This window comes from Bradyrhizobium macuxiense (genome assembly GCF_001542415.1).
GTDB classification, from domain to species: domain Bacteria; phylum Pseudomonadota; class Alphaproteobacteria; order Rhizobiales; family Xanthobacteraceae; genus Bradyrhizobium; species Bradyrhizobium macuxiense.
In genome coordinates this window covers 1-23795 of record NZ_LNCU01000019.1, presented here as the reverse complement: position 1 = coordinate 23795, position 23795 = coordinate 1, and the positions used below count along the sequence as shown (strand labels likewise).

Annotated in this window: 26 protein-coding genes; 17 read left to right on the top strand and 9 right to left on the bottom strand. The window is 62.4% G+C overall.

The genetic code is table 11. The features are described from left to right. Window positions 1-170: 170 nt before the first annotated feature. The 3 genes from AS156_RS03930 to AS156_RS03920 are packed head-to-tail and all read right to left on the bottom strand — an operon-like array spanning window position 171 to window position 2001. Entirely contained in the window at window positions 171-575 is a 405-nt protein-coding gene (locus AS156_RS03930; protein ID WP_066500285.1) for a baeRF12 domain-containing protein, read from the bottom strand. 30 nt (window positions 576-605) lie between these two features. After that, window positions 606-902, bottom strand: coding sequence for a thioredoxin domain-containing protein (locus AS156_RS03925; RefSeq protein ID WP_066500283.1), 297 nt, complete (start codon window positions 900-902; stop codon window positions 606-608). Window positions 903-933: 31 nt separating this feature from the next. Next, window positions 934-2001, bottom strand: coding sequence for a two-component system sensor histidine kinase NtrB (locus tag AS156_RS03920; protein WP_066500279.1), 1068 nt, complete (start codon window positions 1999-2001; stop codon window positions 934-936). Between the two features lie 405 nt (window positions 2002-2406). Between AS156_RS03920 and AS156_RS03915 the strand changes: the two genes are divergently transcribed. The 5 genes from AS156_RS03915 (at window position 2407) to AS156_RS03895 (ending at window position 6169) form a co-directional block, all read left to right on the top strand. Then, window positions 2407-2820 (top strand): cupin domain-containing protein, encoded by a 414-nt coding sequence (locus tag AS156_RS03915; RefSeq protein ID WP_066500273.1) that lies wholly within the window; start codon window positions 2407-2409, stop codon window positions 2818-2820. Between the two features lie 417 nt (window positions 2821-3237). Beyond that, window positions 3238-3843 carry a sulfite oxidase-like oxidoreductase gene (locus AS156_RS03910; RefSeq protein ID WP_066500268.1) on the top strand — a complete coding sequence of 202 codons (606 nt, stop codon included), beginning with the start codon at window positions 3238-3240 and terminating at the stop codon, window positions 3841-3843. After that, a complete protein-coding gene (locus AS156_RS03905; protein ID WP_066500266.1) occupies window positions 3836-4582 on the top strand; it encodes a ferredoxin reductase in 747 nt (248 codons plus the stop codon). The genes AS156_RS03910 and AS156_RS03905 overlap by 8 nt, the downstream gene beginning before the upstream one ends. A gap of 252 nt (window positions 4583-4834) precedes the next feature. Further along, window positions 4835-5521, top strand: a complete 687-nt coding sequence (locus tag AS156_RS03900; protein WP_066500262.1) for an antibiotic biosynthesis monooxygenase family protein — start codon at window positions 4835-4837, stop codon at window positions 5519-5521. 105 nt (window positions 5522-5626) lie between these two features. Further along, complete coding sequence (locus AS156_RS03895; protein ID WP_066500259.1) at window positions 5627-6169, top strand: carboxymuconolactone decarboxylase family protein; 543 nt, start codon at window positions 5627-5629, stop codon at window positions 6167-6169. On the opposite strand, the gene AS156_RS40250 is transcribed toward AS156_RS03895, so the two are convergent. Then, window positions 6108-7235 (bottom strand): LysR substrate-binding domain-containing protein, encoded by a 1128-nt coding sequence (locus AS156_RS40250; RefSeq protein WP_245312538.1) that lies wholly within the window; start codon window positions 7233-7235, stop codon window positions 6108-6110. The genes AS156_RS03895 and AS156_RS40250 overlap by 62 nt on opposite strands. A gap of 214 nt (window positions 7236-7449) precedes the next feature. Between AS156_RS40250 and AS156_RS03885 the strand changes: the two genes are divergently transcribed. The 7 genes from AS156_RS03885 to AS156_RS03855 all read left to right on the top strand — a co-directional run bounded on the left by AS156_RS03885 (window position 7450) and on the right by AS156_RS03855 (window position 13383). Beyond that, entirely contained in the window at window positions 7450-8202 is a 753-nt protein-coding gene (locus tag AS156_RS03885; protein WP_066500255.1) for a sulfite exporter TauE/SafE family protein, read from the top strand. A 321-nt stretch (window positions 8203-8523) separates the two neighbouring features. Then, entirely contained in the window at window positions 8524-9459 is a 936-nt protein-coding gene (locus tag AS156_RS03880; protein ID WP_066500253.1) for a LysR family transcriptional regulator, read from the top strand. Continuing rightward, window positions 9456-10193: a peroxiredoxin-like family protein gene (locus AS156_RS03875; protein WP_066500250.1), complete on the top strand. Its 738-nt coding sequence runs from the start codon at window positions 9456-9458 to the stop codon at window positions 10191-10193. The genes AS156_RS03880 and AS156_RS03875 overlap by 4 nt, the downstream gene beginning before the upstream one ends. Before the next feature lie 12 nt (window positions 10194-10205). After that, the gene (locus tag AS156_RS03870) at window positions 10206-10487 is read left to right on the top strand and encodes a GNAT family N-acetyltransferase (protein ID WP_066500245.1); all 282 of its coding nucleotides are present in this window, start codon (window positions 10206-10208) and stop codon (window positions 10485-10487) included. Between the two features lie 197 nt (window positions 10488-10684). Further along, window positions 10685-11260, top strand: a complete 576-nt coding sequence (locus tag AS156_RS03865; protein ID WP_066500243.1) for a cytochrome P460 family protein — start codon at window positions 10685-10687, stop codon at window positions 11258-11260. Between the two features lie 161 nt (window positions 11261-11421). Next, window positions 11422-11967 carry a DUF1993 domain-containing protein gene (locus AS156_RS03860; protein ID WP_136625991.1) on the top strand — a complete coding sequence of 182 codons (546 nt, stop codon included), beginning with the start codon at window positions 11422-11424 and terminating at the stop codon, window positions 11965-11967. 75 nt (window positions 11968-12042) lie between these two features. Further along, entirely contained in the window at window positions 12043-13383 is a 1341-nt protein-coding gene (locus AS156_RS03855) for an MFS transporter (RefSeq protein WP_066500240.1), read from the top strand. Window positions 13384-13589: 206 nt separating this feature from the next. On the opposite strand, the gene AS156_RS03850 is transcribed toward AS156_RS03855, so the two are convergent. After that, entirely contained in the window at window positions 13590-14951 is a 1362-nt protein-coding gene (locus tag AS156_RS03850) for an MFS transporter (RefSeq protein WP_066500237.1), read from the bottom strand. 611 nt (window positions 14952-15562) lie between these two features. Between AS156_RS03850 and AS156_RS03845 the strand changes: the two genes are divergently transcribed. The 4 genes from AS156_RS03845 (at window position 15563) to egtD (ending at window position 18568) form a co-directional block, all read left to right on the top strand. Further along, window positions 15563-16480, top strand: a complete 918-nt coding sequence (locus tag AS156_RS03845; protein ID WP_066500234.1) for an NADP-dependent oxidoreductase — start codon at window positions 15563-15565, stop codon at window positions 16478-16480. A gap of 271 nt (window positions 16481-16751) precedes the next feature. Then, window positions 16752-17069, top strand: coding sequence for a hypothetical protein (locus tag AS156_RS03840; RefSeq protein ID WP_066500232.1), 318 nt, complete (start codon window positions 16752-16754; stop codon window positions 17067-17069). A gap of 38 nt (window positions 17070-17107) precedes the next feature. Beyond that, a complete protein-coding gene (locus AS156_RS03835; protein WP_066500230.1) occupies window positions 17108-17521 on the top strand; it encodes a cupin domain-containing protein in 414 nt (137 codons plus the stop codon). 93 nt (window positions 17522-17614) lie between these two features. After that, window positions 17615-18568, top strand: a complete 954-nt coding sequence (gene egtD / locus AS156_RS03830) for an L-histidine N(alpha)-methyltransferase (RefSeq protein ID WP_066500228.1) — start codon at window positions 17615-17617, stop codon at window positions 18566-18568. Between the two features lie 432 nt (window positions 18569-19000). Here the strand turns inward: egtD and AS156_RS03825 are convergent, their stop codons facing one another. The 4 genes from AS156_RS03825 to AS156_RS03810 form a co-directional block, all read right to left on the bottom strand. Then, window positions 19001-19546: a carboxymuconolactone decarboxylase family protein gene (locus AS156_RS03825; protein ID WP_066500606.1), complete on the bottom strand. Its 546-nt coding sequence runs from the start codon at window positions 19544-19546 to the stop codon at window positions 19001-19003. Between the two features lie 34 nt (window positions 19547-19580). After that, window positions 19581-20198, bottom strand: a complete 618-nt coding sequence (locus tag AS156_RS03820) for a nitroreductase family protein (RefSeq protein ID WP_066500225.1) — start codon at window positions 20196-20198, stop codon at window positions 19581-19583. A 183-nt stretch (window positions 20199-20381) separates the two neighbouring features. Continuing rightward, entirely contained in the window at window positions 20382-21299 is a 918-nt protein-coding gene (locus tag AS156_RS03815; RefSeq protein ID WP_066500223.1) for an NADP-dependent oxidoreductase, read from the bottom strand. A 369-nt stretch (window positions 21300-21668) separates the two neighbouring features. Then, entirely contained in the window at window positions 21669-22235 is a 567-nt protein-coding gene (locus tag AS156_RS03810) for an OsmC family protein (protein WP_066500222.1), read from the bottom strand. A gap of 442 nt (window positions 22236-22677) precedes the next feature. On the opposite strand from AS156_RS03810, the gene AS156_RS03805 reads away from it, so the two are divergent. Further along, the coding region (locus AS156_RS03805; protein WP_066500219.1) for an efflux RND transporter periplasmic adaptor subunit at window positions 22678-23795 on the top strand (1118 nt) is incomplete at its 3' end.

The window sequence follows — 23795 nt, the reverse complement described above, 5'->3', positions numbered from 1 at the left end:
TGAATTACATCGAAATTTCAATGATATATGAGTTTCACTGTTTTGCTCTGAACGGCGCGCCCCAAGTGCGACCATTCAGAACCAAACTACGAACTCGTTCAACAGATACGATAGTGCAGAGCCGCGTGCAGGCTTTGGCAGGACGGGCTTGCCCGGGCTTCCAGAGGCGGTCAGGCGTTAGCAATCAGTGAGGCGATGTCCTCGAGCGGTCGCCGGCTGAAGTCTTTCGCGAACTCACCTATGATCTTGCCTTTCAGGTCGTGGTGGAAGTGCTTGCGCATCTCCCCTAGGGTCCTCGGGTCGGAGACAACGACCAGGTGTTCTATGGTCCCGTCCATGCTGAGCTTGTTCAGGAATGCGGCCGCCGCTGCCGCGAAGTCGTCTTCGACGAGCCGCCTGCCATCGGGGTTGGCGGCGCCGACGTGATGCCGTGCACCCGAGCCTGCGTGGGCGCGCGCAGGCGAAGCTGCGGTGATCTCCACCAGGTGCACCCCGGGTTTCACGCCTGTATTGTGGAACATGCGGATCGTCTCGCCGTCAGCGACTGCTACTGTCGTACCGGTAGGTAGAATCATCGAAAGATCTCCTCTTCACGACACGACGGGCTACGATACTCGCATGCCGGCGCTCCGCGGCGCCTCTTCGATGAGCTCCTGACGTGAAGCTCCCCAGAAAAGGACGGTCCGAACGACGGCCGAAAGCCCGTGCCGAGAAGCGTAGCAGACGCGGTCGCCGAGTTGGTCGCGTGCTTGCGCGATACACTCGTTGGCAGCCTTGCAGTGCGGGCACGCGTAGCTGCCGTACTCGACGAGCGTGATTTCGGCATCGGCGGGGCCGAGCTCGTGGTCCGTCTCGTGGTTGACCGGACGGTCGAGGCGGCTGGGCGGGATCATGAGCTCCATCGCTGAACCGGTCTCCAGGTGTTCGCGTCGGCTAAGACGTCGGCATAGCTGCCGCTGGATTGACGACGTGGAATACGCCGCCGTCCGATGACGGCGTGTACGCGATCTCCGTACCGACGACACTGCCGGGTCGCCCAGCTGCGTGCACGCGCGGCAGGAAGAGGCGCACTAGCGTGCCGGCACCCCGCTCGCTCTCTATAAAGACCGCGCCACCTCGTCGTTCGGCGAAGCGCTGGACCTGGGGGAGCCCGAGACCGGTTCCGCTGCCTGGGGCCTTTGTCGTGAAGTACGGGGTGAAGGCCTGCGAGAGGACCTCCTCGGGCATGCCCTCCCCGTCGTCGACGACGATGATCTCGACGAACTCCCGGGCCGCGCCAGCGGGAGACTCGACGTTCCGCGCCGCGACGGTGATCGCGCCGCCGTCCGGCATGGCATCGGCCGCGTTTCGGCAGAGATTCAGCAAAGCGAAGTACAGCTCTTCCGGATCAGCGTTGAAGCCCCATAAATCAGGCGCGATCTCAGCGTGGACTGTAATGTCTGGAGGCAACGCCATGTCGAGCGTGCCCGCCATCGCTGCGAGGCGACGGCCTTCGACAAGTCCGTCGATCGACTTGGGGCGCGGTCGCGCAGCGTCGAGGAGCTGCCGGCTGAGCAACGCAACTCGCATGACCGCTTCCTCCATTTTGCCGACGATGGCCTTTCGGCAGGCGGCATCGTCCTGGCACTCGAGCAGCCGCAGGCCGCCGCCGATCACGGCGAGAACGTTGTTGATATCGTGGACGACGAACGGCGCGGCGTCCGCTATCGCCCCGGCCCCCTCCGGCCCGCGGGAGGAGAACACGCCGCGCGTGTCGGACCGCGGGGTGGTCCGGCACAGGATCCCGGAGATCTCGCCGCCGCGCCCGACGAGCGGAATCTCCACGCACCTGGACGCGACGAGGCCGCTGCCGTCATCGCGGACGCTCCGCACCCTCGCGCCGAATGCGCGCTGTACTCCAAGCGCGACGCCCGCGCTGTCCGCGAGCACAATGACATCCTCCAACGGAGGGCTCTTGACCACGCCGGGGAAGGAAACGTGGGGTGTCTCTTTGATCTGCATGTCGGACCTCCTGGCTTGCGATCGTTCAACGGAACGCCGACTTCGGCCCCGCACACGAAGACGGGCGACTACAGCTCGAAGATTGAGTCGATGACGGTCCAAAGAAAAATCACCTCTCGCCATGGAGTCGATAGCCGGCCGTTATCGGGAAGAGCTGAGAGACGCTTGGCAGCGCTCCCGAGGGAGTGCGGCGCTTCTCTCTGCGAGCACTCGCCCGAGCGGAACTCTCGGCGACCGCGAAGAGATGTTCACGTGCCTACGGCCATTATAACGCGTGGCTATCGATTTCATGGCGAGAGGTGATTTTCCATTCGCCGCGCGCAATCCCATGCTGACGAGCGTGAGCGGCAACGTTGCGCCGCCACTCCGACACCCGAACAAGGGTCCACAGTCAGGAGGCTACAGATGTCAGTGAAGCAGCCGGTTCTCACGCCGCCCCACGGCGGCGAGACGGTGACCTCGAGCGGGGGCTCGAGCGTCGAGATGAAAGTGGAGAGCAGCCAGACCGGAGGCGAATACAGCGCTGTCCTGTGGACGGTGCGGGCCGGGGAGGAGCCGCCGCTGCACACCCACTCGCGCGAGGACGAACTGCTCTACGTGGTGCAGGGGCAGCTAATCGCGCGGGTCGGCGATGCCCGCGTCGAGGTGGGGCCGGGCGCCTACGCGGCTCTTCCCCGCGGTGTGCCGCATACAATTGAGGTGGTCGGCGACCAAGCGACCCTGCTGCTCAGCTTCGTGCCGGGTGGGCTGGAGCGCTTCTTGGTCCCCCCGAAAGGCGAGCAGCCCGATCCGGCCGCTTTCGGCCTGACGTTCCCCTAGGGGCGACGGGACGCGGCGTTCGCGACCGTGCGCCCGCTCGGGCCCGGGTGCCGGCCGCGCCAGATGATTGATTCCACGCGCCCGCCTAGGCGAGCGACAACGGCTCGAACATTGGGTCTAGGACGGCTTAAAAGAAAGTCACCTCTCGACATGAAGTCGATGGCCGATCGTTATCGGAATGGCAGAAAGACGCTTGGCACGCTGCGGTGGGAGCGCTTCCCATCGACGACCGCGAAGCGGTGTTCACGTGCCTACAGGCATCATAACGCGCGGCTATCGACTTCATGGCGTGACGGCATTTCCCATTCGCCGCGCGGGATTCCATGCTTCGCCAGTACCTGGCTCATCCTGCGCACAGCAGCTTAGCGTGTTGTGCGGGACTAAGCTCCTTTCACCCGCCGACGGAGGAAATCCGCTATGGTTACTCGCGGTTTCACAGGCCGCCAATATGGATCAGAACCATCGGACCGGATTCCCCCGGGACAGCACCTCGTCGACAATTTCCCGGTGCTTACGGCCGGCCCCACGCCGCGAATCGAGCCCGCGGACTGGACTTTCACGCTTAAGGTCGGACCTCGTCCGGTCAAAGCGTGGAGCTGGTCGGAGTTCAACGCGCTCCCACGAACCAAGATGACGCGAGACATCCACTGCGTGACCTCGTGGTCGAAGCTCAACACTGCCTGGGAGGGCGTGGCCGTTGACGACATCCTCGCCGACGCTTGCCTTGGCGCACCCACTCCGTTTGCACTCGCACATTGCTACGACGGATACTCCACAAACGTGCCGCTCGCCGACCTCGCAATGGGGAAGGCGATGGTCGCGCTCAAGTACGAAGGCCAGCCGCTGCCGCGCGACCATGGGGGGCCGGCGCGCCTGCTCGTGCCGCATCTCTACTTCTGGAAGTCGGCGAAGTGGGTGAACGGGCTTCAATTCACCGAGCGCGACGAGGCCGGCTTCTGGGAGCTGCGCGGGTACCACATGTACGGCGATCCGTGGAATGAGCAGCGCTACACGAATGACTGAAGCGATCGCCGCGACCGCGCGATGGCAGAGCTGTGCGATTGTCGCGGTCGCGACGAGAACGCCGGCTATCAAGAGCTTCTTTCTCCGCCTCTCCGAACCGTTCGACTATACGGCCGGACAGCACGTTGACGTGCGGCTGACTGCGCCCAACGGCTACACTGCCATGCGCAGCTACTCGATCGCCTCGACCCCGAGCGATTCCAAGGTGATCGAGCTGGCGATCGAGCGCCTCCCGGACGGTGAGGTCTCCTCGTTCTTCCACGACGTCGCCCAAGCAGGCGACACAATCGAGCTTCGCGGGCCGCTTGGCGGACACTTTCTCTGGCCGGGGCCTTCCAACAAACCAGTGCTCCTGATCGGCGCCGGCTCCGGCGTCGTGCCGCTCATGGCGATGATCCGGTATCGGAAGGCCAGCGGAGAGCCAGTGCCGGTCGCGCTGTTGCTCTCCTCCAGGACCTGGGGTGACGTGCTGTTCAGGGACGAGCTCCTCGAGCTCGAGAGGTCGCTTTCCGATCTGGTGCTCGCTTTGGCTCTGACACGCGAGCCGGCGATGCGCCGCACCGACTTCAGCGGGCGGATCGACGACAGGATGGTCGCTGACGTCGCGGGGCGGCTGCCTGTGCCGCCCGGCTGCGCCTTCGTGTGCGGGTCGAACGCCTTCGTCGACATCGCGGCGGACGCTGCGCTCGCTTTGGGACTGGAAGCCGGGGCGATCAAGACCGAACGCTACGGCGCTTGAGAGACGATCCCTCTCGCTTCGCGAGAGGGTAATTTCGCAAACGCAGGATTATCCGTGCGGCCTGCGGCGATCACTGTCGCGCTGAATGCAAGGATACGTAACAGTGAACGAAACGGGAGCCACGCGGATGCTGTCCAAGACGATCGATGTCGACGGCTCGAAGGTCTTCTGCGGCGAAGGCGATGCGCATGGCGGGAGTACTCCGAGATCGAGATCGACTTCGTCGCAGAACTCTAGAAGCGGGATACGATCATGTTTTCAGTGATTTTCGAAGTCCTCCCCAATGAAGCGAACTGGGATGACTACCTCGACAGCGCCAAGATGCTGCGCCCCGAGCTGGAGCAGGTCGAGGGCTTCGTCGACAACATCCGCTACAAGAGCCTCACTCGCGAAGGCTGGATCCTTTCACTTTCGAACTGGCGGGACGAGAAGTCGCTCGTCCGCTGGCGCACCCGCATGCGCCATCACGAGGTCCAGCAGAAGGGCCGCGACGAAATCCTCGCAGACTACCACCTCCGCGTCGGCCAGATCACAGCCGACAATCAGGTGCCTGCGGGGTACGCCCTCACGGAGCAGCGGCTCGACGAGACCGAAGTCGGGGAGGGAGCGGCGGTCACGCTGATCAACGCGACGCGCCCCGTGGAGTGGAAGCAGACTAACAACCCCTACGACTGCGCCGAGTGGCTCGGACTGAACCCTTGGGCCGCCGACTGTACGTCCTGGGACATCTTCGATGCCGTGCTCACGCCTGGCGACCTGATTCTGCTCATAAGCTGGAGGGACGCCGCTGCAGCGCAGGCCTACGAGGATGCTTCCGCGCTGAATGACAATGCGAGGGTCCGGAAAGTGCGGATCGTGCGCGACTACGGGAAATACGACCGTCGCGAGGCGCCTCAATACTACGCAGATGCCAAGGGCGGCGAGACCCTCCACGGCTGACGCAACTCCGTCGGGAAGGGCCGGCCTGCTGCGATTTCGACTCTGCGTCGTCCAGGTACGAGCCGTGGAGGAGATCCCTGAAACCAAAAACCTAAGGAGACTACGATGCCCAGAACCGCGGTGCCAAACCCGGAACAGGTGCCGGCCGATTCGAAACCGACCCTCGACGCGTTCACCAAGAACATCGGGTTCACCCCAAATATGTTGGCGACCTTCGCGCTGAGCCCGATCGCGTTCAACTCATGGGCCACCCTGCGCGGCTCTTTGAGCAAGGCGCTCGACCTGAAGACGCGCGAGAGCATCAGCCTCGCTGTCTCCGAAGTGAATGGCTGCAACTACTGCCTGGCGGTTCACACCTTTGGGGCCAAGCATGCGAAGATGTCGGCCGATGAAATCATTCTCGCTCGGAAGGGCCATGCCAGCGACCCGAAGCGGGACGCTGTCGTCCAGTTTGCGCGCAAGGTCATCGAGACCCGCGGCAAAGTCAGTGACGCCGATGTGAAAGCCGTCCGCGATGCCGGCTACACGGATGCGAACGTCATGGAGATCGTCGCGCTAGTGGCCATGTACTCCCTGACGAATTTTTTCAATAACGTGTTCGATCCTGAGAAGGACTATCCCACCGTTGAGCCGGCTGGCTCGATCTGAACGCTGTCCGGGGGGCGAGTGGGTCTGCCCTCCCACATGGATTGTCGTCACCTTTTTGCCGGCCGGGATCGTGCTCGAGAATGGCCGGCATTGAAGACTTGCACCGTGCAATGGCTGCACAACTGCTCCGGCCATAGCGCTTAAGGAATGACAGCCTTCGACTCCATGAGCTGTTGCGCGAGCAAGCTGCGTGCGGCGTGAGCGCAGAAAAATCACGCGCGCAAAGGTGAAGCTGCCTAAGCGCGCAGGGTTCTTGCAGCGGCACCATCGCCAAGCCAGGACGCCCCAGATCTTTTGCGAACGTCTCCGATAAAATTGCAATCCCTATGCCCGATGCAACCAGCATCGCGATGTTCTCAATTCGCCTCAGCTGAATGCGGTAGTAAATCTGGCGACCCAGGCGGGCTGCGCGTTCTCCCAAATGAGCTTCCAGCGCGGCATCGGACAAGCCGACGAACGGCTCACCCACGATTTCCGCAAAGGCTATCGATCGTTGATCGCTGATGCGATGCGTTTCGCTCGCCACAACGACGAGTTGATCTTGCGCGATAAGGTGAGTTTGCAATGCTGCCAAATCGGCGATGTCGGCCACAACTCCCAAATCAGCACGACCTTCCGCGATGGCCAGCGCAATTTCGTTGCTTGGCCGTTCATGGAGGTCGATAGAAAGATCCGGATAGGCTACCAAGAATCGGCCGAGTTGATGGGGTAGAAAAGCAGCCAACCCAGCCGTGTTGGACAAGAGCCTGATGCGCCCTTTCAGGCCAGTGCCATAGGTACGCAGCTCTCCACGCATCTGCTCCACCTGGTCCAGGATCAAACGGGCATGGCGGATCAGGGCATCACCGGCCGCAGTCGTAGTGACCCCCCGCCTGTTTCGCTCCAGAAGCTGCGCGCCAAGCGAAAATTCCATTCCGGAAATGCGTTCGCTTACGGAAGCGAGAGCCAGGTTCATGCTCTCGGCGCCCTTGGTGAGGCTGCCTTGCTCCACCACGGTCAGGAACAACCGCATATCCGTCAAATCGAAGCGCAATGCCTTTCCTTCGTTTCTGCCGAACTTTCCCATCGGAAACTACCAATTGTGACGTTCGGCTCGCGCGCTTACCCTACTACATGCGACGCCATACCCCTTGGTTTTCGATGACAAAACAAGGGACTGAGGAGGTGGCACCTTGATGACAGCTGGTTCGTTCGCCGGATCGTCGCACCATGAGTGCGCAGATGCCATCGGTTTACGCGAAATCTTCGAATGCAGCGCTTTCCAGGCCGGGTGAGCCAAAATGAACGATTACTTTTCGCCGCACGTCCTGATTATCGCGTTGACGTTCTTCCTCGCCGGGTTCGTCAAGGGCGTGGCCGGGATGGGCCTGCCCACCGTCGCAATGGGTGTCCTCGGTGCGATCATGTCGCCAGTCAGCGCAGCTTCGCTGCTGGTCATTCCATCCTTTGTCACCAATTTTTGGCAGCTATTCACGGGGCCGAATGTCCTGGCCCTGATAAAAAGGCTTTGGGTGATGATGCTCGGCATCATGGCTGGCACACTCGCCGGCTCATGGGTTCTGACGAGCGCCAATACGGCATACGCAAGTGTTGGATTGGGCGCCGCCCTGATCGTCTATGCGGTGCATGGCCTGTTCGCGAAGCCATTGTCGGTTCCTGCGCGCTTCGAGCGTCCACTGTCGCCCGTCATTGGGTTGACAACCGGGCTGATCAACGGAGGAACGGGGGTTTTCACACTTCCCGCCGTTCCCTATCTTCAGGCCCTCGGCTTCTCCAAAGACGATCTCATCCAGGCCCTGGGGCTGTCGTTCACGGTCTCAACAATTGCACTTGCGGCGGGCTTGGCTCGTGGCGGAGCTTTCCATCTTGGAAATATTACCTTGTCCATCCTCGCGGTCATTCCCGCGTTGCTGGGCATGCAGGCCGGAACAACGGTCCGTGAGCGCATAAGTGCCGCAACTTTTCGGCGCTGGTTTCTGATCGTAATCGCCATTCTCGGCCTTGAACTCGCTGTTCATCCATTCCTCTTCTGAGGCAGATGGCGATGCCCCAGATCGCAAGCCCGTCCGTTCCATCAGCCCCCGCCACCATCGTCGGCCGCTATGACGCTCTTGTTGCAGGTGGAGCGATTGAGCGCGATCCGGCGCAAAAGGGTGTGGTAGCCGCACTCGTGAATGGGGATTCGTCTTAGTCCGGCTCTCAGAGATTCCAGAAGACGTGTCCGTGCGTCCAAATCAATAGACCGGGCCGTTCCAACGTGTGCATGCAAGTTGCATCTAGGCCCCATGATTGCGACGTGCCCCGTCACGTCGTCTCGTCAGTAAAGACAACCGCACCTTGACGGAGAACAATGCATGGAGCTTCATCAAGTTCGCTACTTCCTGGCCGTCGCGTCCACACTCAACTTCACCCGCGCAGCCGAGCAGTGCAATGTCACGCAGCCCGCCCTGACCAAGGGGGTGCAGAAGCTCGAGCAGGAGCTCGGCGGCCAGTTGATCTACCGCGAACGCCAGCTGACGCAGCTGACCGACCTTGGAAAGGAAGTCCTTCCGATGCTGGAGCGCACGCTGGCCTCGGCAGAGGCGGTGCATCGCAGGGCCCAGGAGTTCCAACGCAAGGAGGTCGCGCCACTGAAGATCGGCCTCGCTCCATCGATCTCGGCGTCGCTCGTCCTCGATCCGATCGCGGAGATCGCAAAGTTCGTCCCCGGACTTCACGTCGAGTTGCGCGAGGGCGCGGCGGAGAAGCTCGTCGACCTCTTGCTTGAGGGGGAGATCAACGCCGCAATGGTCGGGGACGTGCAGGACATGCCCGCCCGCATCGACGATTGGTCGCTGTTCGAGGAGCGCTATGTCGCGGTTCTCGCGCCGACACACCAGCTCGCAAACCGTCCCTCGATCGGGATCGACGACCTCCGCGAGACCGTCTTGCTGGAACGCGCCGAATGCGACGTCGCCCCGAAGATCCAGCGCTCGTATTTCCCCGACGAACCGCCCCACCTCGGCCACTGCAGCGGTCACGACCTGCACCTGCAACACATGGCCGCGGCCGGCTTCGGCGTGATACTCGCGCCTGAACATATGCCGCGCCTTCCGGCGCTCAAGACCATTCCGCTCGAAGGCGATCCGGTGTCGCGGGAGGTGCGACTGCTGGCTGTGCAGGGGCGCCGCTACTCGCCGGCGCTGGACGCTTTCGTCAAGGTCGCGCGGCTTCGCGACTGGTCGGTCGAAGTCCCCGGCCGGGGCATGTTGCACGCAACGCTCCCGGAACTGGCGAGCGCGCCCGCATGACCACGACACGCACGCCGGCGACTAACCACTTCCAGCCAATCGATCCGCAGCCTGACGCCTCCCCACCGATGCCAAACCAGACCGACAAGACACTCGCCCGGATTCGCACCGAGCTGCTGACGACGTTCAGCGCTGCGGACTGGGAGTCATACAACCACCTCGTGGGCTGGCTCCGCGATACAGACGTGGCATCGCACGCGTTGAAGGTCGGAGACGACGCGCCAGACTTCCTCCTGCCGGACGCCGACGGCCGTCTCCAATCCTTCGAACAGCTGCGCTGCAACGGACCCCTCGTCCTGAGCTTCTTCCGAGGCGGCTGGTGCCCGTTCTGCACCGCTGAGCTCTGCGCTCTCCAGGCCGCGAAGGATGAGTTCGAGAGCGTCGGCGCGTCCCTCGCAGTTGTGACACCCGAAACGAGGGACTTCCCGCGGCAGCTCAAGCGGGGCCTGGGCTTGGATCTGAAGGTGCTCTCCGACGTCGACTACGGCGTTGCCATGTCGTACGGCGTGCTGTTCCGGGTGCCCGACGAGACCAGAGCGCACTATTCCAGGCTGGGCTTCGACTTCGGCGCCCGGCACGGGTCACCAGTGTGGATGTTGCCCATTCCCGCGACCTACGTGATCGACGCAGGAGGCCGGATCCGCAGCGCGTTCGTCGAGCCCGACTTCACGATACGGGAGGAGCCAGCGCAAATCTTGGCCTCGCTGCGCCAGGCCGCTTCCACGTGCTCGTGAGGGAGGCAGAAGATGGAAAGCGACATTCGGGACAATCCGGCCATGAGCCGGTTTGAAATGCCGCTCAGCAACAGCGCGCTCGCGGTCGCCTACTACAAGGTCGAAGACGGTCGCGTTGTCCTGCTTCACACGGAGGTGCCACAAGAGCTATCCGGCCTAGGGTACGGATCGAGGCTGGCGCATGGCGTTTTCGAAGCGTTGCGACGCGACGGAAAAAGAGCAATTGCGAGGTGCCCCTTCATGTCCTCCTACGCCGCCCGGCACCCCGAGTACGGTTCACTCCTCGACGGCTGATCGCGGACGGAGGGGACGATACCTCACGCCTATCGAATGCATGTCCAAAGGGAATTTCTAATTTCGGCGGCGGTGTTCGATCTTTGGGTCCGCTAGGCAGGCCGAGCACATGCGGTCGGCTCTACAGCGCTTGAAGCAGTGATTGAAGCCGCTGCGCCGCGTCACCGTGCCGCGCGCGGACAGCAAAGGAGACTCCAATGAAGTTACCGAGGATTGTCGGCCTGGCTGTCGCCGTCTCGCTGGCCGCCGGCACCGTGGCGGCGCTCGCGCAGATCAGCGGAGCTACCCCGGCCGGCCCGACCGCGAACGTGGCGGACGCCGCCGGGCACCTGCGCGTGCCGGCGGACTACCGAACCCTATATCAAGCGCTCGGCAGCTGGGCGATTGCCGCCGACGGCGGCCAGGGTTCGAAAGAAATCCACGCCGTCTACGCATCCCCGGGGGCGATCGATGTCTACCGAAATACGGGGCACTTCCCGGACGGCGCCGTTCTGGTGAAGGAGGTCTTCGCGACCTCGACGAACGAGATGACCACCGGCACGGTAAGCCACGCCGACAAGCTCAAGGGTTGGTTCGTCATGGTGAGAGACAGCAAGGGAACGCACCCCGGCAACCCGTTGTGGGGCGACGGATGGGGATGGTCGTGGTTCGACGCGGACAAGCCGCTCAAGACCACCTCGACGGACTACCGTTCCGATTGCCAGGGGTGTCACGTGCCCGCCCAGGCCACGGACTGGATTTACGTGAACGGATATCCTGTCCTGCGTCACTAGGCGACCGTATGCGTGGGCGCTCCTGCCGCGGTTTCGCGGAGGTCAATGCCGAATCCCGCAAGCTGGTGCGGCAGGCCGAGAGGTCGAAGAGCCTATTGTGATCATTCGTTTTGGTCATCGACTTTTCGGGGCCCACCGACGTTCAGAGTACAAACGAGCGCATGGAGTTCGACGTGTCCTTCTCGGTCTATGACATCACGGTCCCTGTCATGGTGCACGGACTGAACGTGATGGACGACTATCTCGACCACGCCCAAGCGCTCGAGCGGACCAGGGGGATTGAGCCTGGGAAGATTCTTGGCGAGCGGCTTGCGCCCGACATGCTGACTTTCGGAGAGCAGTTTTCCGTAGGCTGCAACAAGGTCGACGCGCACATGGCGAAGCTGATGCAGCGCGACGCGCCAGCAACCCATAACGCCCCCATGGTGTACCCGGCACTGAAGGCGCGGCTCCTCGAGACGCGCGGCTTCCTGCAAAACGTGCAGCCGGACGAGATTGCCCGCGCGCAGTCCCACACATACGAGCTGACGCCACCTATCGTGCGAGGGTGGTTTGGCGGCGATGACTATATCCGGCACCTGGTGCTGCCCGACTTCTTCTTCCACATCTCGATCGCGCACGCGATTCTTCGGCGCCTCGGCGCGAAGATCGGGAAGCGCGACTACCTCGGTAACCTCAGTCAGCAGAGCGGCGGTGACTACTCGTGAGAGCCGGGCGCGGCCCGCGACACGGGCTGAAGCCTTCAAGATTGTTGTTCTCATCGCGCCGGAGATTGCATCCTGATGGGTGGCGTCGAATGCGTAACGGCGTCGAAGCGCCGCTGGGCGATGCTCTGCATCTTGCTTGGACTTGGTTTAAGTTCCCTCGGAAGTGCGATCGTGAATATCGCGTTACCGGATATCTCGCGTTCATTCGCAAGTAGTGACGCGGCGACTGTTTGGGTCGTGAATGCCTATCAGCTTTCGGCAACAGTCTGCTTGTTGCCCGTTGCGAGTCTGGTCGAATCACTCGGTCTGAAGCGCGTCTATGCCGCCGGTTTAGCTATTTTCGTCCTCGCGTCGTTGGGTTGTGCTTTCGCTCCAACATTGCCGATGCTGGTGAGTACGCGCTTGCTTCAGGGGGGCGGGGCGGCCGGGGTTTCTGTGGCCGGCGTTGCATTGGTACGCGTGATCTATCCGCATCGCATGGTCAGTAAGGGCTTCGCGTTGGTCGCATTAGCGGTGGCGATACCCGGAGCAGTGGGGCCGACCATCGCGGCGACGATACTTGCCGTGGCAAAATGGCCCTGGTTGTTCCTGGTGAATGTGCCCTTCGGCCTCGCGGTACCGCTATTTATCGCCGCTGCTCCACCAGACGTTCGGGTTGCTCGCCCTCTCGATCTGACCGGGACCGCTCTCAATGCATTAGCATTCGGGCTTTTCGTCGTCGGCGTCGGCACGCTGGGTATTGGCGATGGGCGCATTGCGATGGGAGAGATCCTAGCAGGTCTCGTCTGTTTCAGCCTCTTCGTTCGACAACAGCTCCAGCACCCTATGCCGATGCTGCCATTCGATCTTTTCCGCATACCTCTGTTTACCCTATCGGTGTGGACATCTGTCTGCTCCTATGCCGCGCAAATTCTGGCTTACGTCTCCTTGCCGTTTTTATTTGAGACGGGGATGCATCTTTCGGCAGTGGAGACCGGCTTTCTCTTCACGCCCTGGCCGCTCATGACCGCCATCACGGCTCCAATTGCCGGTCGCTTGACAATCCGCTATCCCGCTTCGGCGATTTGCAGCATTGGTTTGGCGTTGTTGGCGGCCGGCTTGCTTCTGATGGCCTTCTTGCCGACAACTCCGGCGAAGTGGGATGTCGTATGGCGACTGGCCCTTTGCGGTATCGGCTTTGGCCTTTTCCAGACCCCGAACAATACTGCGATGATGACGGCCGGACCCATAGGGCGTAGCGGGGCTGCAAGTGGGATGAATGCCGCAGCTCGCTACGTCGGATGGTCAGTTGGTTCCGCTTTGGTCTCACTGATCTTCGGCTTGGGCGGAGATCATGGCGCGGTCCTTTGTTTGGTCGCCGGAGCGACCTTCGCTCTGATCGGAGCCGCCATCAGCGGAGCTCGTCAGTTCAGATAGCGTCCAAATGCGGGACGTCGGCGCCGCGTCGAAGGTCGTGTGGTGATATTTGCGCTATGTGCTCGCTGCCGGACCGCCCAACTCTTGTCTGCGCAGCCGCGGGTGAGCGAGGGCGGAGACACTCCGCTCCGTAAGGCCGTTTCGGGGAAGTTAGAGGTGATCCGCCAGGTTTAGGGACACTCGAGTCCAGCTATATTTCGTGCGGTCTAAGCCTCTCTCGGGCTGTCCGCTTTCGCGGCGGCCGGTGTCGGGGTTATTGCGGCCGTAAAGGCGCCGCCGATCGAGGTCGCGGCGGCTACAGCGAGACCGACCTGGTAGCCGGACTCGAAAGATGCGACACCGGCGGCCAGTGCCACGCCGGCAAGCTGCGCAATCCGGCTCGCCGCATTGTTGATGCCGGACGCGAGCCCTTCGTCCGTCTGGTCAACGCTCGACAGGACGGACGCGGTCAGGGGTGCCACAAGTACGGCGAAGGACAGGCCAAGCAGCGTCATGGGCGCGAACACGCTGAGCATCAGCGATTCTTCCTGGCTGAGTGCCATCCAGACATAAGCAAGCGCCGCACCAGCAGGCCCTGCGATGAGCATGGCCCGCGAGCCAATCTTGTCGGCCAGCCTGCCGAACACGCCCGACAGGAGGCCCACGCCGAGTGTGAAGGGCAGGAATACTAGTCCGGCATCGGTCGATGACAACGCGCGGCGGTCGACGAGGTCAAACGGGAGCAGGAAGAACATGATCGAAACCCCCGCATAGATCATGAGGGTGGCGACGTTCAGTCCAAGAAAGGCGTGGTTCTCGACCAGGCGAGGTGGCGTCATCGGGTGTTCGCTTCTGCGCTCCCAGAATGCGTAGATAGCGAGCCCGACAATGCCAAGCCCGGCGACAATAATGAGCACCGTGCCCGGCCGGGCTGGAGCGTCAGCGGCGGCCTGAGCTTGGGGGCCGATCCGGCTGAGCGCCCAAGCGAGCGCCCCGATCGCCGAAGCAAGGATCGCAGCGCCGATCATGTCGAACCTCCGCTGGATGCGGCCATCCTTGGGTGCGAAGACCAGTAGAAGCCCGACTGCGACGAGCGCGAGCGGCGGATTGATCCAGAACACGGATGGCCAGCCAAAGGTTTGAGTCAGCCAGCCACCCAGGACAGGACCTCCAGCGGTGGTGAGAGCCGATGCTGCGGCCCATAGGCCGATCGCCCGGTTCCGCTCCTCGCGCGGAAAGGTGGCTCCAATCAAGGCGAGGCTGGCGGGGGTGACGATCGCTGCGGCCGCTCCCTGCGCGACGCGGGCAGCGATCAGCCAGGCGGGCGAAGGCGCCACGGCGCAAGCCGCGGACGCCAGACCGAACAGGACGCAACCAAGCCCGAGCATGCGCGCCTTGCCATAAACGTCCGCGAGCGCGCCGCCGATCAATGTCAGCGAGGCGAGGGCCAGCATATAGCCGTTGAGGACCCATTGAACAGAGGCGAGGTCCGCTCCGAAATCAGCGCGCAATCTCGGTAACGCAACCGGTAGCGCTGTCCCATCGATGAACGCCATCGAGGAGGCGAGAACACAGGCCGTGAGCACCATGCGCCGGCACCGAAGCGGCGCTTCCCGCCCGAGCTCTCGCGGGCAGGGCTCTGCGTCGATAACGCCGTAGCCGCACCGCTCTACAAACGGCTGCGCGTCGTGGCGACAAGCTCTTCGACTCTCGTTTGTATGAGGGGTCATTCGCAGTCTCGTTTTAGGTGAGGGTGCTTCTGACAGCAGCCTCCAATCGTGACGGTCGAACTCCCGGCGAGGGAAACCACCTCTCGCCATCGAATCGATAGACAATCGTTATTGCCTCGCCGCACGACGCCGTCGCGGCGGCATTCCTCGCTTCTATGGAAACTATACATGCCGGCTATTGGAAAACTTCGTCGCGCGCTGCGATCTAACGCGTACCACTGTCGCATATTTCATCGAGCCGCGCCGGCGCAAACTCGAAGAATAACACTCAATGGCGTGGGGAAAAGGTGTGGTCGTGGAGAAAAAGGGTAGTCGCCTTGCCCTAGCGGCTTCAGTGCGGTTCCGTTCCTGACCCGGTAAGCGGGCATGGCGTCGATGTGCCGTCCCTCCTTTGCTTGTGGAAGCTCCATGTCCGATCGAATAACGCGCGTTGCAGTATCCAAGGCGAATGAACTGAGGAGACAATTCATATGAAGGCGATCGTCGTAACGGATCAGGCTGCGGGAACCGCCGGGATGAGGCTCGTGGAGCGGCCCGAGCCGCAGGCGGCGATCAACGACGTCGTCGTTCAGGTTCATGCGTCGGGATTCACCTCGGGTGAGCTGACGTGGCCCTCGACGTGGACCGATCGCCTCGACCGTGACCGAACACCGTCGATTCCGGGGCAGGAGCTGGCCGGAGTGGTCACCGCTCTCGGCTACGGCACGACGGGGCTGTCGGTGGGACAGCGCGTGTTCGGACTTTCGGATTCTTATCGCGGTGGCACGCTGGCGGAGTATGTAGCCGTCGAGGCACGCAACCTCGCGCCACTGCCGGGCGACGTCGACTTCACGGTGGGTGCGAGCGTGGCGATGCCGGGCCTGACCGCGTGGCAGGGACTGTTCGTGCACGGCCGTCTTCAGGCAGGGCAGAGCATCCTCGTGCACGGCGCGGCCGGCGCAGTCGGGTCGATGGTGACGCAACTCGCACGTGGGGCCGGCGCCTACGTCATCGGCACCGGACGCACCGCTGACCGTCAGAAGGCGGTCGACTTCGGCGCGCAAGAGTTCGTCGACCTCGAGAACGACGCCCTCGAAGACGTCGGCGGTGTCGATCTGGTGCTCGATGTCATCGGCGGCGACATCGCAAAGCGATCTGCTGCCGTGATCCGGCCGGGAGGAACACTGGTGACCATCGCCGGGCCGACCGAGGCGCGACCCGCCGGCGGCCTGGCTATCGACTTTGTTCTCGTACCCGATCGCGCCCAACTCGGTGAGATCGTCCAACGGGTGCGGGACGGACGACTGCGGACGAACATTGGCAACATCGCGACCCTCGACGATGCCGTCGCCGCTTTCAATCCGACCAAGCGGATGAGCGGAAAGACGATCATCCGCGTTCGTCCGTAATGAAATTGGGGAAGGGCGAAGGGGTCTGTCCTCTTCGTGCCTCAACGTCACCTTTTGGATCGTGTCGATCGACCGCTTTCTTCATGTGCAGGCCGTGGCTCGACCGTGGCCTCGCGCAGCGCGGGCTGGAAGTGACGGCGATTTGGAGACTTGAGGTAGAGTCGATGTTGCAAGGAGTGATCCGCGAACGGACGCGGCGGCTCGGCTTCGGGCTGCTCGCCAATGAGCTTGCGCGCCGTGAGTCGCGCGACCTCACCTGAGGGATCAGGTCGTGAGCAGCGCGTCCCTGATCCTGACCGATCGCGGCCTGGCGCTCTGCGAGCCTAAGGCCGTCGGCGCGCAGGGCAGCACCAAGGTGCTCGCCGCGTCGAGTCTGGGCGGCTGCCTCGTGTTCGTCAGCAGCGGCGTCGTCATGGTCGCGCTTGCGGCGATTGGCCGGGACATGCGCCTGTCGCCGCGGTCGCCTGCGTTCTCGCCATGCTCGCGGTATTCATTATCGAGCCGGGGCCCCACGTCGACTTCGTCCCGCGAGACTGACCCGTTCGGTGTCCGTAATCAGCGAGCCGGCAAGGCCGAGAGGAAGCAATGAAGAACGAAGACCAGCCTATAGGCAGAAGGAGAAAGCCCATGAAGATCCGAACCATTATCGCTGCCACCTGCGCCGCTTTCTCGATGGCCGGCCCCATCCACGCCCATGATAGCGAAGCGGAAACCGTCACGAAGAAATTCGAGGCGGCCATTCCCAATATCCCTGGCAAGTCGCTGCTCGCCGTGGAGGTCGATTACGCGCCGGGTGCGGCCTCTCCGTCCCACACCCACGCGAAGTCAGCTTTCATTTTCGCCTACGTGATCTCGGGCGCGATCGAGTCGAAGGTGAATGACGGCGACATGCGCATCTATCGGGCAGGCGAGAGCTGGTCCGAACCGCCGGGCGCGACCCATTCGATCAGCCGCAACGCCAGCAAGACAGAGCCGGCAAAGCTGCTCGCTGTCTTCGTGTTCGACACCAATGACAAGCAGCTGACGACGCCCGTCAAATAACATACGCGCCGCGCCAGGCAAGAAACCACGGTGATGACATCGGCCGCGAGGTTATCGCGACCGTCATCCGCCGTGTCATCGAAAGCGGAAAATATGCTTCACGTAAATAGCAGCATCGGCTCTGTTGAAAATGCATTTGCCCGAGACGTCGTCGGCGGATTATCTGCCGATGTGAAGACACTGCGGAGCCGTTGGTTATACGACGAGCGCGGATCTGCTCTTTTTGAAGAGATAACGAGGCAGGATGAGTATTACCTGACCCGAGCCGAAACGTCGATCTTGCGAGAGCGGCAGAGCGACATCGCCGATTTTGTAGAGTCTGGCGCGATTCTCATCGAGTATGGTGCGGGAGCCGGCCTTAAGACGGAGCTTGTGCTGGCAGGGCTGCGTGACCCGCGAGGCTACGTACCGATCGACATCGCCGATACCTTCCTTGCAGAAACCTCGAAGAGGATCGCTTCGCGCTTCCCATCGCTCTGGGTCCGCCCCATCGAGCGCAATTTCCTGGATGTATTTGAGGTTCCGTTTGATTGCTTCGGCGGCGGCAGGACTGGATTTTTTCCGGGCTCGACGATGGGGAATTTGAACACGATCGAGGCGAAGACCTTGCTTACGCAGATGGGACGACACCTGGGCGACGACGGACGCGCCATCATCGGTGTCGATCTCCAGAAAAACGTAGATATGCTTCTCCGTGCTTATGACGACAGCGCAGGTGTGACGGCCGCTTTTAACCTCAATCTCCTTGAGCGGATCAACACCGAACTGGGCGGCGACTTCCGTTTGAACCAGTTCAAGCACGTGGCGCGCTGGAACGAGATCGATAAAGCCGTTGAGATGCACCTGGTCAGCTTGTGCGATCAGCGCGTTACGCTCTGCGGGCGCACGTTCCATTTCGGAACGTCAGAAACCATCCACACCGAGAGCTCGCGAAAATATACTGCGGAGAGTTTCGAGCGGCTTGCCCGCTCTGGCGGATGGAGGGTTGCTGAGGCTTGGCGGGATGCGGACGGGCTATTCGGCCTTTTCGGGCTCGTTCGCTACTGAACAGCTGATCGTCGAATTGCTGCCCATTCATATCTGGGCGGGGACTCGGACAGTGGTGTCCTAAGGCCTCTGACCGTCGAACTGATGTGAGCTGATGCACCGCTAGGTCTTCTGGATACGGCAGGCGAACCGCTTTGGCGAATATCGCGAGCTGATCTCAACAATCTGATGGGTAGATGGAAATAGCGTCGGCCTCGTTGTCCGAGTGCCTGTTCGCCGTCGGAGCCTGCTCCACATCGATAGAGGCAAGCTGCCGACCATACGCTATGGTCTCCCCGGTTCCGGCATGACCATCATCGAAGGCGAAGCAGCGTTCGAGCTCGTCCCGCGCATGCTCGTCGTTGCGCCGGCGAGTAAGTGGCTCTGGCGTTACGTTCGCATCACATAAAGGCTCCAAGCACCTCAGAGATGGTCGATGTGACGGGATAGAGTTCAGATCGAGCCAGCCGGCGCGACGGCGGGAAAGTCCTTCTCCGGATCGAACACGTTATTGAAAAAGTTCGTCAGGGAGTACATGGCCACCAGCGCGACGATCTCCATGACGTTCGCATCCGTGTAGCCAGCATCGCGGACGACCTTCAGATCGGCCTCACTGACCTTGCCGCGGGTCTCGATGACTTTGCGCGCAAACTCGATGGCGGCGTTCCGCTTCGGGTCGCTGGCATGGCCCTTCCGAGCGAGAATGATCTCATTGGCCGGCAGCTTGGCCATGTGATCGGCGGTAAAGCTGTGAACCGTCAGGCAGTAGTCGCAGCCATTCACTTCAGAGACAGCCAGGCCGATGCTGTCACGCGTCTTCACGTCGAGCGCCTTGCTCAAGGAGCCGAGCAGGGTGGCCCATGAGTTGAACGCGATCGGGCTTGCCGCGAAAGTTGCCATCATATTTGGGGTGAACCCGATGTTCCTGGTGAACATATCGAGGGTCGGCTTCGAATCGGCCGGCACCTGTTCCGGCTTTAGAGTTGCAGTTCTTGGCATCATGATCTCCGTAGGTTGCCGGCTTCACCAATATTCAAACGATATCCAACACATCAGCCACCGGACGGCGCGGCTTCTGCGGCCAATTTCCCGGACGCACAGCCCCTACTGACAACAACATGACCGGTACTTCATCCTCGGCCAGTCCGAACTCGCGGTGCACCGCTTCGGCGTCGAAGCCGATCATCGGCGTCGAACCCAGGCCTAGCGAGCGGGCCGCATAGACCATCGCCGCTGCGCCGAAGGTGCCGGTGCGAACTGCCTCGTCGCGCTGGCGCTGCGGGTACTCCATATACAAACCGCGTGCGGGAATTTCCCATTCCGGCACCATTTTTGCCGGCATGATGCCTGCTTCCACCACCGGTGCCAGGCGCTCTGGTACTACGCTGGAATCAGCCAGCTGACCGCAGATGATGAAGGTAACGGCTGCCTCGGTGATCGCGGGCTGATTCCAGGCGATCGGATGTAGCCGTGCCTTGGCTTCAGGCGAACGAACGGCAATGAAGCGCCAGTTCTGCAAGTGGAAGGACGTCGGCGCGGTGGTGCCGATTCGCACCAGCTCGCGGATTTGGCCGTCGCTCAGGCTGGCGGCAGGGTCGTAGTACTTGGCGGAGCTACGGCTCAGGATACATTCGATGACGGCGTTGGTCATGGTGATTCCTATGTGTGAAGGAATAGGTTGAGATACACGAGTGCCTTCGCGCTCTTTGCTGGAAATGCTGCAGGGATGGAGCCCGTTCGACATCTCATGCCAGCGGCTATGGGTAGCTTCCCAGGTTGACCCCGGCGCGTCTGATAGGACGCGGCCGGCCGCTGTACATCGAATGCGTGCCGTTCACGGACGAACGCGGATGATCGTCTTCCCGCTGATCCGCTTGGTCGGATTGAAAGCAGCGACGGCATCGTCGAGGGTCGCGATGTTGCCGATGTTCGTCCGCAGTCGTCCGTCCCGCACCCGCTCGACGATCTCAGTCAGTTGGGCACGATCGGACTCAACAACGAAGTCGACCGCCAGGCCGTTGGCGGGCCGCGCCTCGCTCGGCCCGACGATGGACAGCAGTGTTCCTCCAGCTCGAATCAGGCGCGCGGAGCGCTTCCCGATGTCGCCGCCGATGACATCGAATACCAGATCGACACCGCCGATGTCTTCGAGGACGTCGTTCTCGAGGTCGACGAACTCGTGCGCGCTGAAGTCGAGCGCCTTCTGACGATCGACGGCGCGTCCGGTGCCGATGACGTAGGCGCCGGCCAATCGTGCGAGTTGCGTCGCCATGGACCCGACTGCGCCGGCAGCGCCGTGCACGAGGACGCTCTGCCCTGCCTGAAGGCGGCCGTGCTGGAACAGTCCCTGCCACGCGGTGAGGCCAGAGATTGGCAGACTCGCGCCCACCGTGAAGTCGACGTCGCCCGGCAGTGGCGCGAGGTTACGCGCCTCCATGGCTACGTACTCCGCCAGGGTGCCGTCGCGATACCAATCCGCGAGGCCGAACACTCGCTGTCCCACCGACAGACCCGTCGTGCCGTAGCCGAGCGCGGTGACGACTCCGGCCAGCTCGTGGCCAGGGATCGACGGTGTTCGGTCACGATCGAGGCGATCGGTCCAGGTCGAGGGCCACGCCAGCTCTGTCGGAACAAATCCTGACGCACGAACCTGAACGACGACGTCGTTGATCGTCGCCTGCGGCTCGGGCCGCTCCACGAGCGTCATCCCGGCCGTTCCTGCAGCCTGATCCGCTACGACGATTGCCTTCATCGTCCATCTCCCTGTGTGTGGTATGTCTTTCCCTTGCAGACGAGCAAAAGTACGACCGCGAAATCCGATGGTCCAATGACCTGTAGCTATGGAATCGATGCCATCGACGCGGCGCGCAAAAAAGAGAGCGCGTCGAACGCAGCAGTGAACCGGAGCGAATGCCCCGCGAGGGCACGATTTCTGGGCACGGAGGACGCGAGAGAATTGGACCGCACGGATGAAAACCGGTGCTGTTGGCTAAGATCAGGAATCGGCCGGATTGTTGTCAATGAGCCGCTAATGGATGAGATCAACCACTTTTGCGACGTGGCCTCGCGGGTATGATAGGCTGCGGTACCCCGGCGCAGTGGTCGACGGCGCGAGAGATGCTCAATCCGGATCGATATACGGGATCTGGAGTTCAGCCAGATCATTCTCATAACTGGCGTGAGCGCTTGCGTTGTGGCCGGAACTAGTGGCGTCCGGGCGTGAGTGAATATCCGCGCCAATGCCGAGAATTTCGCCAACGGGGCAGAGGTTTGCGGCGTCCAGCAAGAATGCGCGCTGTTGCGCGTCGAGTTCTCCCTCCAGCACGAGAGTGCGCTCGAACGAATCTCTTTCGCCCTGCGCGCCGTGATGGAAGCTGACGCCGACTTCTACCCGCTCCAGCGGGAATTTTCGGCGCCGGGCGTGAAAGCGAACAGTCATTGCGGTGCAAGCAGCAAGAGATGCGCTAAGAAGGTCGTAAGGATTGGGGCCGGGAGATACGTGGCCCGCTCCATCTGGACCGCCGATAGGAAACTGAGATGCGTCGACGTGACCAACCAGCGCACCATGGTTGGTGGGGTCGCTCGCGACGAAAACTTCTCGGAGCCTGGATGCCTTGTCGTGGGGCGCCATAGAGAATCCTTCCATTGCGTTGAGCGTGTCATGCAAAGCGGCGTCGTTAACCGCCATACCGTTCGGTCTTGATCGAGGCGGCATCCCACTCTGCCGTTGGCGCGCTATCGGCAGCGATATTGGAATTCGTGCGAAAGCTCAGCGCCGCATGCGGTCCGGCCGGAGCGGTTGGAAATTAAATTCGGCGACCATTCGGGTAAAGCTATCATATCCATAACCCGCAGGAATGCTCCGCGAAGTCAGCGTCGAAGCTCCCCAACAAGGAAATTCGTGAGCGCCATGCGGCTCGTGGCATTCCTCGGTACGGCGTCACGCCGCACAGCGACCGGCAATAACGCCCGTTTATCGACTCCATGGCGAGAGGCCATTTCACCCGCCGACGTTGCAAGGTCACTCTCCAAAGCATCATCGTGCCGAAGCTTCCGGTTCCGCGATCGACACGCGGAACACTATGGAAGATTGAAAAGGCAGGAGGTCTATAGGTCCTTGGGGAGACGGAATGAGTGCGACTGACAAAGCGGAGCATCCGGCTCCGGCGACCCGACTCGATTGCGGTTCGTTTCGCCGCTTTGCACGATGCGGCCTTGCGCCGTTCGGCCTGCTGTTCGCGCTGGCGCTCGGCGGCTGCGATGACAAGGCACAATCGCAGGCGGCCGCGCCTCCGCCGCCGCCCGTGACGGTGGCGCAGCCGGTCAGGCGCACGGTGACCGACTGGGACGAGTTCACCGGCCGCTTCGAGGCGATCGAGGAGGTTCAGGTCCGCGCCCGCGTCGGCGGCTTCGTCAACACCGTCGAGTTCAAGGACGGCGCGATCGTCCATGCCGGCGATCTGCTCTACACCATCGACCCGCGCCCGTTCGAGGCGGTCGCGCTGCAGGCAGAGGGGCAGCTTGCCGATGCGCGCGCCAAGGCGGAGCTTGCCAAGCGCGAGCTCGACCGTGGCTTGAACCTGGTGCAGACCAGTGCAGTCTCCGAGCAGGTCGTCGACCAGCGCCGCCAGGCCTTGCAGGCGGCCCACGCCGCCGAGACGCAGGCCGAAGGCGCGCTGAAGGCCGCCCAGCTCAATGTCGAATTCACCCATGTGCTGGCGCCGATCACCGGCCGCGTCAGCCGCCATCTGGTGACCCCCGGCAACCTCGTGCAGGGCGCCGACAGCGGCGCGACGCTGCTGACCTCGATCGTATCGCTCGATCCGATCTACATCTATTTCGACGTCGACGAGGCGACCTATCAGCGCAACAGCAAGCTCTGGTTCGAAGGCAAGCGGCCAAGCTCGCGCGACACGCCGAACCCGGTGCAGGTGTCCTTGACCGGCGAGACCAAGCCCTCCCATGACGGCACGATGGACTTCCTCGACAACCGCCTGGACGTCTCGACCGCGACGCTGCGCAGCCGCGCCATCATCCCCAACAAGGACCTCTCGATCCTGCCCGGGCAATTCGGCCGGGTCCGGATCATCGGCTCCGCGCCCTACGAGGCGCTGCTGGTTCCGGATGCCGCCATCGTCACCGACCAGTCGCGCAAGATCGTGTTCGTGGTCAAGGACGACAACACGGTGGAGGCGAGGCCCGTCGTGCTCGGGCCGCTCGATGACGGCCTGCGGGTGATCCGCGAAGG

Excerpts from the sequence above, each read along its gene's own strand:
- AS156_RS03900 (WP_066500262.1), top strand. The coding sequence starts at position 4,835 with ATGTTTTCAGTGATTTTCGAAGTCCTCCCCAATGAAGCGAACTGGGAT.
- AS156_RS03880 (WP_066500253.1), top strand. The coding sequence starts at position 8,524 with ATGGAGCTTCATCAAGTTCGCTACTTCCTGGCCGTCGCGTCCACACTC.
- AS156_RS03925 (WP_066500283.1), bottom strand. The coding sequence starts at position 902 with ATGGAGCTCATGATCCCGCCCAGCCGCCTCGACCGTCCGGTCAACCAC.
- AS156_RS03865 (WP_066500243.1), top strand. The coding sequence starts at position 10,685 with ATGAAGTTACCGAGGATTGTCGGCCTGGCTGTCGCCGTCTCGCTGGCC.
- AS156_RS40250 (WP_245312538.1), bottom strand. The coding sequence starts at position 7,235 with ATGGGAAAGTTCGGCAGAAACGAAGGAAAGGCATTGCGCTTCGATTTG.
- AS156_RS03850 (WP_066500237.1), bottom strand. The coding sequence starts at position 14,951 with ATGGTGCTCACGGCCTGTGTTCTCGCCTCCTCGATGGCGTTCATCGAT.
- AS156_RS03815 (WP_066500223.1), bottom strand. The coding sequence starts at position 21,299 with ATGAAGGCAATCGTCGTAGCGGATCAGGCTGCAGGAACGGCCGGGATG.
- AS156_RS03905 (WP_066500266.1), top strand. The coding sequence starts at position 3,836 with ATGACTGAAGCGATCGCCGCGACCGCGCGATGGCAGAGCTGTGCGATT.
- AS156_RS03845 (WP_066500234.1), top strand. The coding sequence starts at position 15,563 with ATGAAGGCGATCGTCGTAACGGATCAGGCTGCGGGAACCGCCGGGATG.
- AS156_RS03875 (WP_066500250.1), top strand. The coding sequence starts at position 9,456 with ATGACCACGACACGCACGCCGGCGACTAACCACTTCCAGCCAATCGAT.
- AS156_RS03810 (WP_066500222.1), bottom strand. The coding sequence starts at position 22,235 with ATGGCGGTTAACGACGCCGCTTTGCATGACACGCTCAACGCAATGGAA.
- AS156_RS03825 (WP_066500606.1), bottom strand. The coding sequence starts at position 19,546 with ATGCCAAGAACTGCAACTCTAAAGCCGGAACAGGTGCCGGCCGATTCG.
- AS156_RS03820 (WP_066500225.1), bottom strand. The coding sequence starts at position 20,198 with ATGACCAACGCCGTCATCGAATGTATCCTGAGCCGTAGCTCCGCCAAG.
- egtD (WP_066500228.1), top strand. The coding sequence starts at position 17,615 with ATGCTTCACGTAAATAGCAGCATCGGCTCTGTTGAAAATGCATTTGCC.
- AS156_RS03930 (WP_066500285.1), bottom strand. The coding sequence starts at position 575 with ATGATTCTACCTACCGGTACGACAGTAGCAGTCGCTGACGGCGAGACG.
- AS156_RS03885 (WP_066500255.1), top strand. The coding sequence starts at position 7,450 with ATGAACGATTACTTTTCGCCGCACGTCCTGATTATCGCGTTGACGTTC.
- AS156_RS03870 (WP_066500245.1), top strand. The coding sequence starts at position 10,206 with ATGGAAAGCGACATTCGGGACAATCCGGCCATGAGCCGGTTTGAAATG.
- AS156_RS03855 (WP_066500240.1), top strand. The coding sequence starts at position 12,043 with ATGGGTGGCGTCGAATGCGTAACGGCGTCGAAGCGCCGCTGGGCGATG.
- AS156_RS03860 (WP_136625991.1), top strand. The coding sequence starts at position 11,422 with ATGGAGTTCGACGTGTCCTTCTCGGTCTATGACATCACGGTCCCTGTC.
- AS156_RS03835 (WP_066500230.1), top strand. The coding sequence starts at position 17,108 with ATGAAGATCCGAACCATTATCGCTGCCACCTGCGCCGCTTTCTCGATG.
- AS156_RS03920 (WP_066500279.1), bottom strand. The coding sequence starts at position 2,001 with ATGCAGATCAAAGAGACACCCCACGTTTCCTTCCCCGGCGTGGTCAAG.
- AS156_RS03895 (WP_066500259.1), top strand. The coding sequence starts at position 5,627 with ATGCCCAGAACCGCGGTGCCAAACCCGGAACAGGTGCCGGCCGATTCG.
- AS156_RS03910 (WP_066500268.1), top strand. The coding sequence starts at position 3,238 with ATGGTTACTCGCGGTTTCACAGGCCGCCAATATGGATCAGAACCATCG.
- AS156_RS03915 (WP_066500273.1), top strand. The coding sequence starts at position 2,407 with ATGTCAGTGAAGCAGCCGGTTCTCACGCCGCCCCACGGCGGCGAGACG.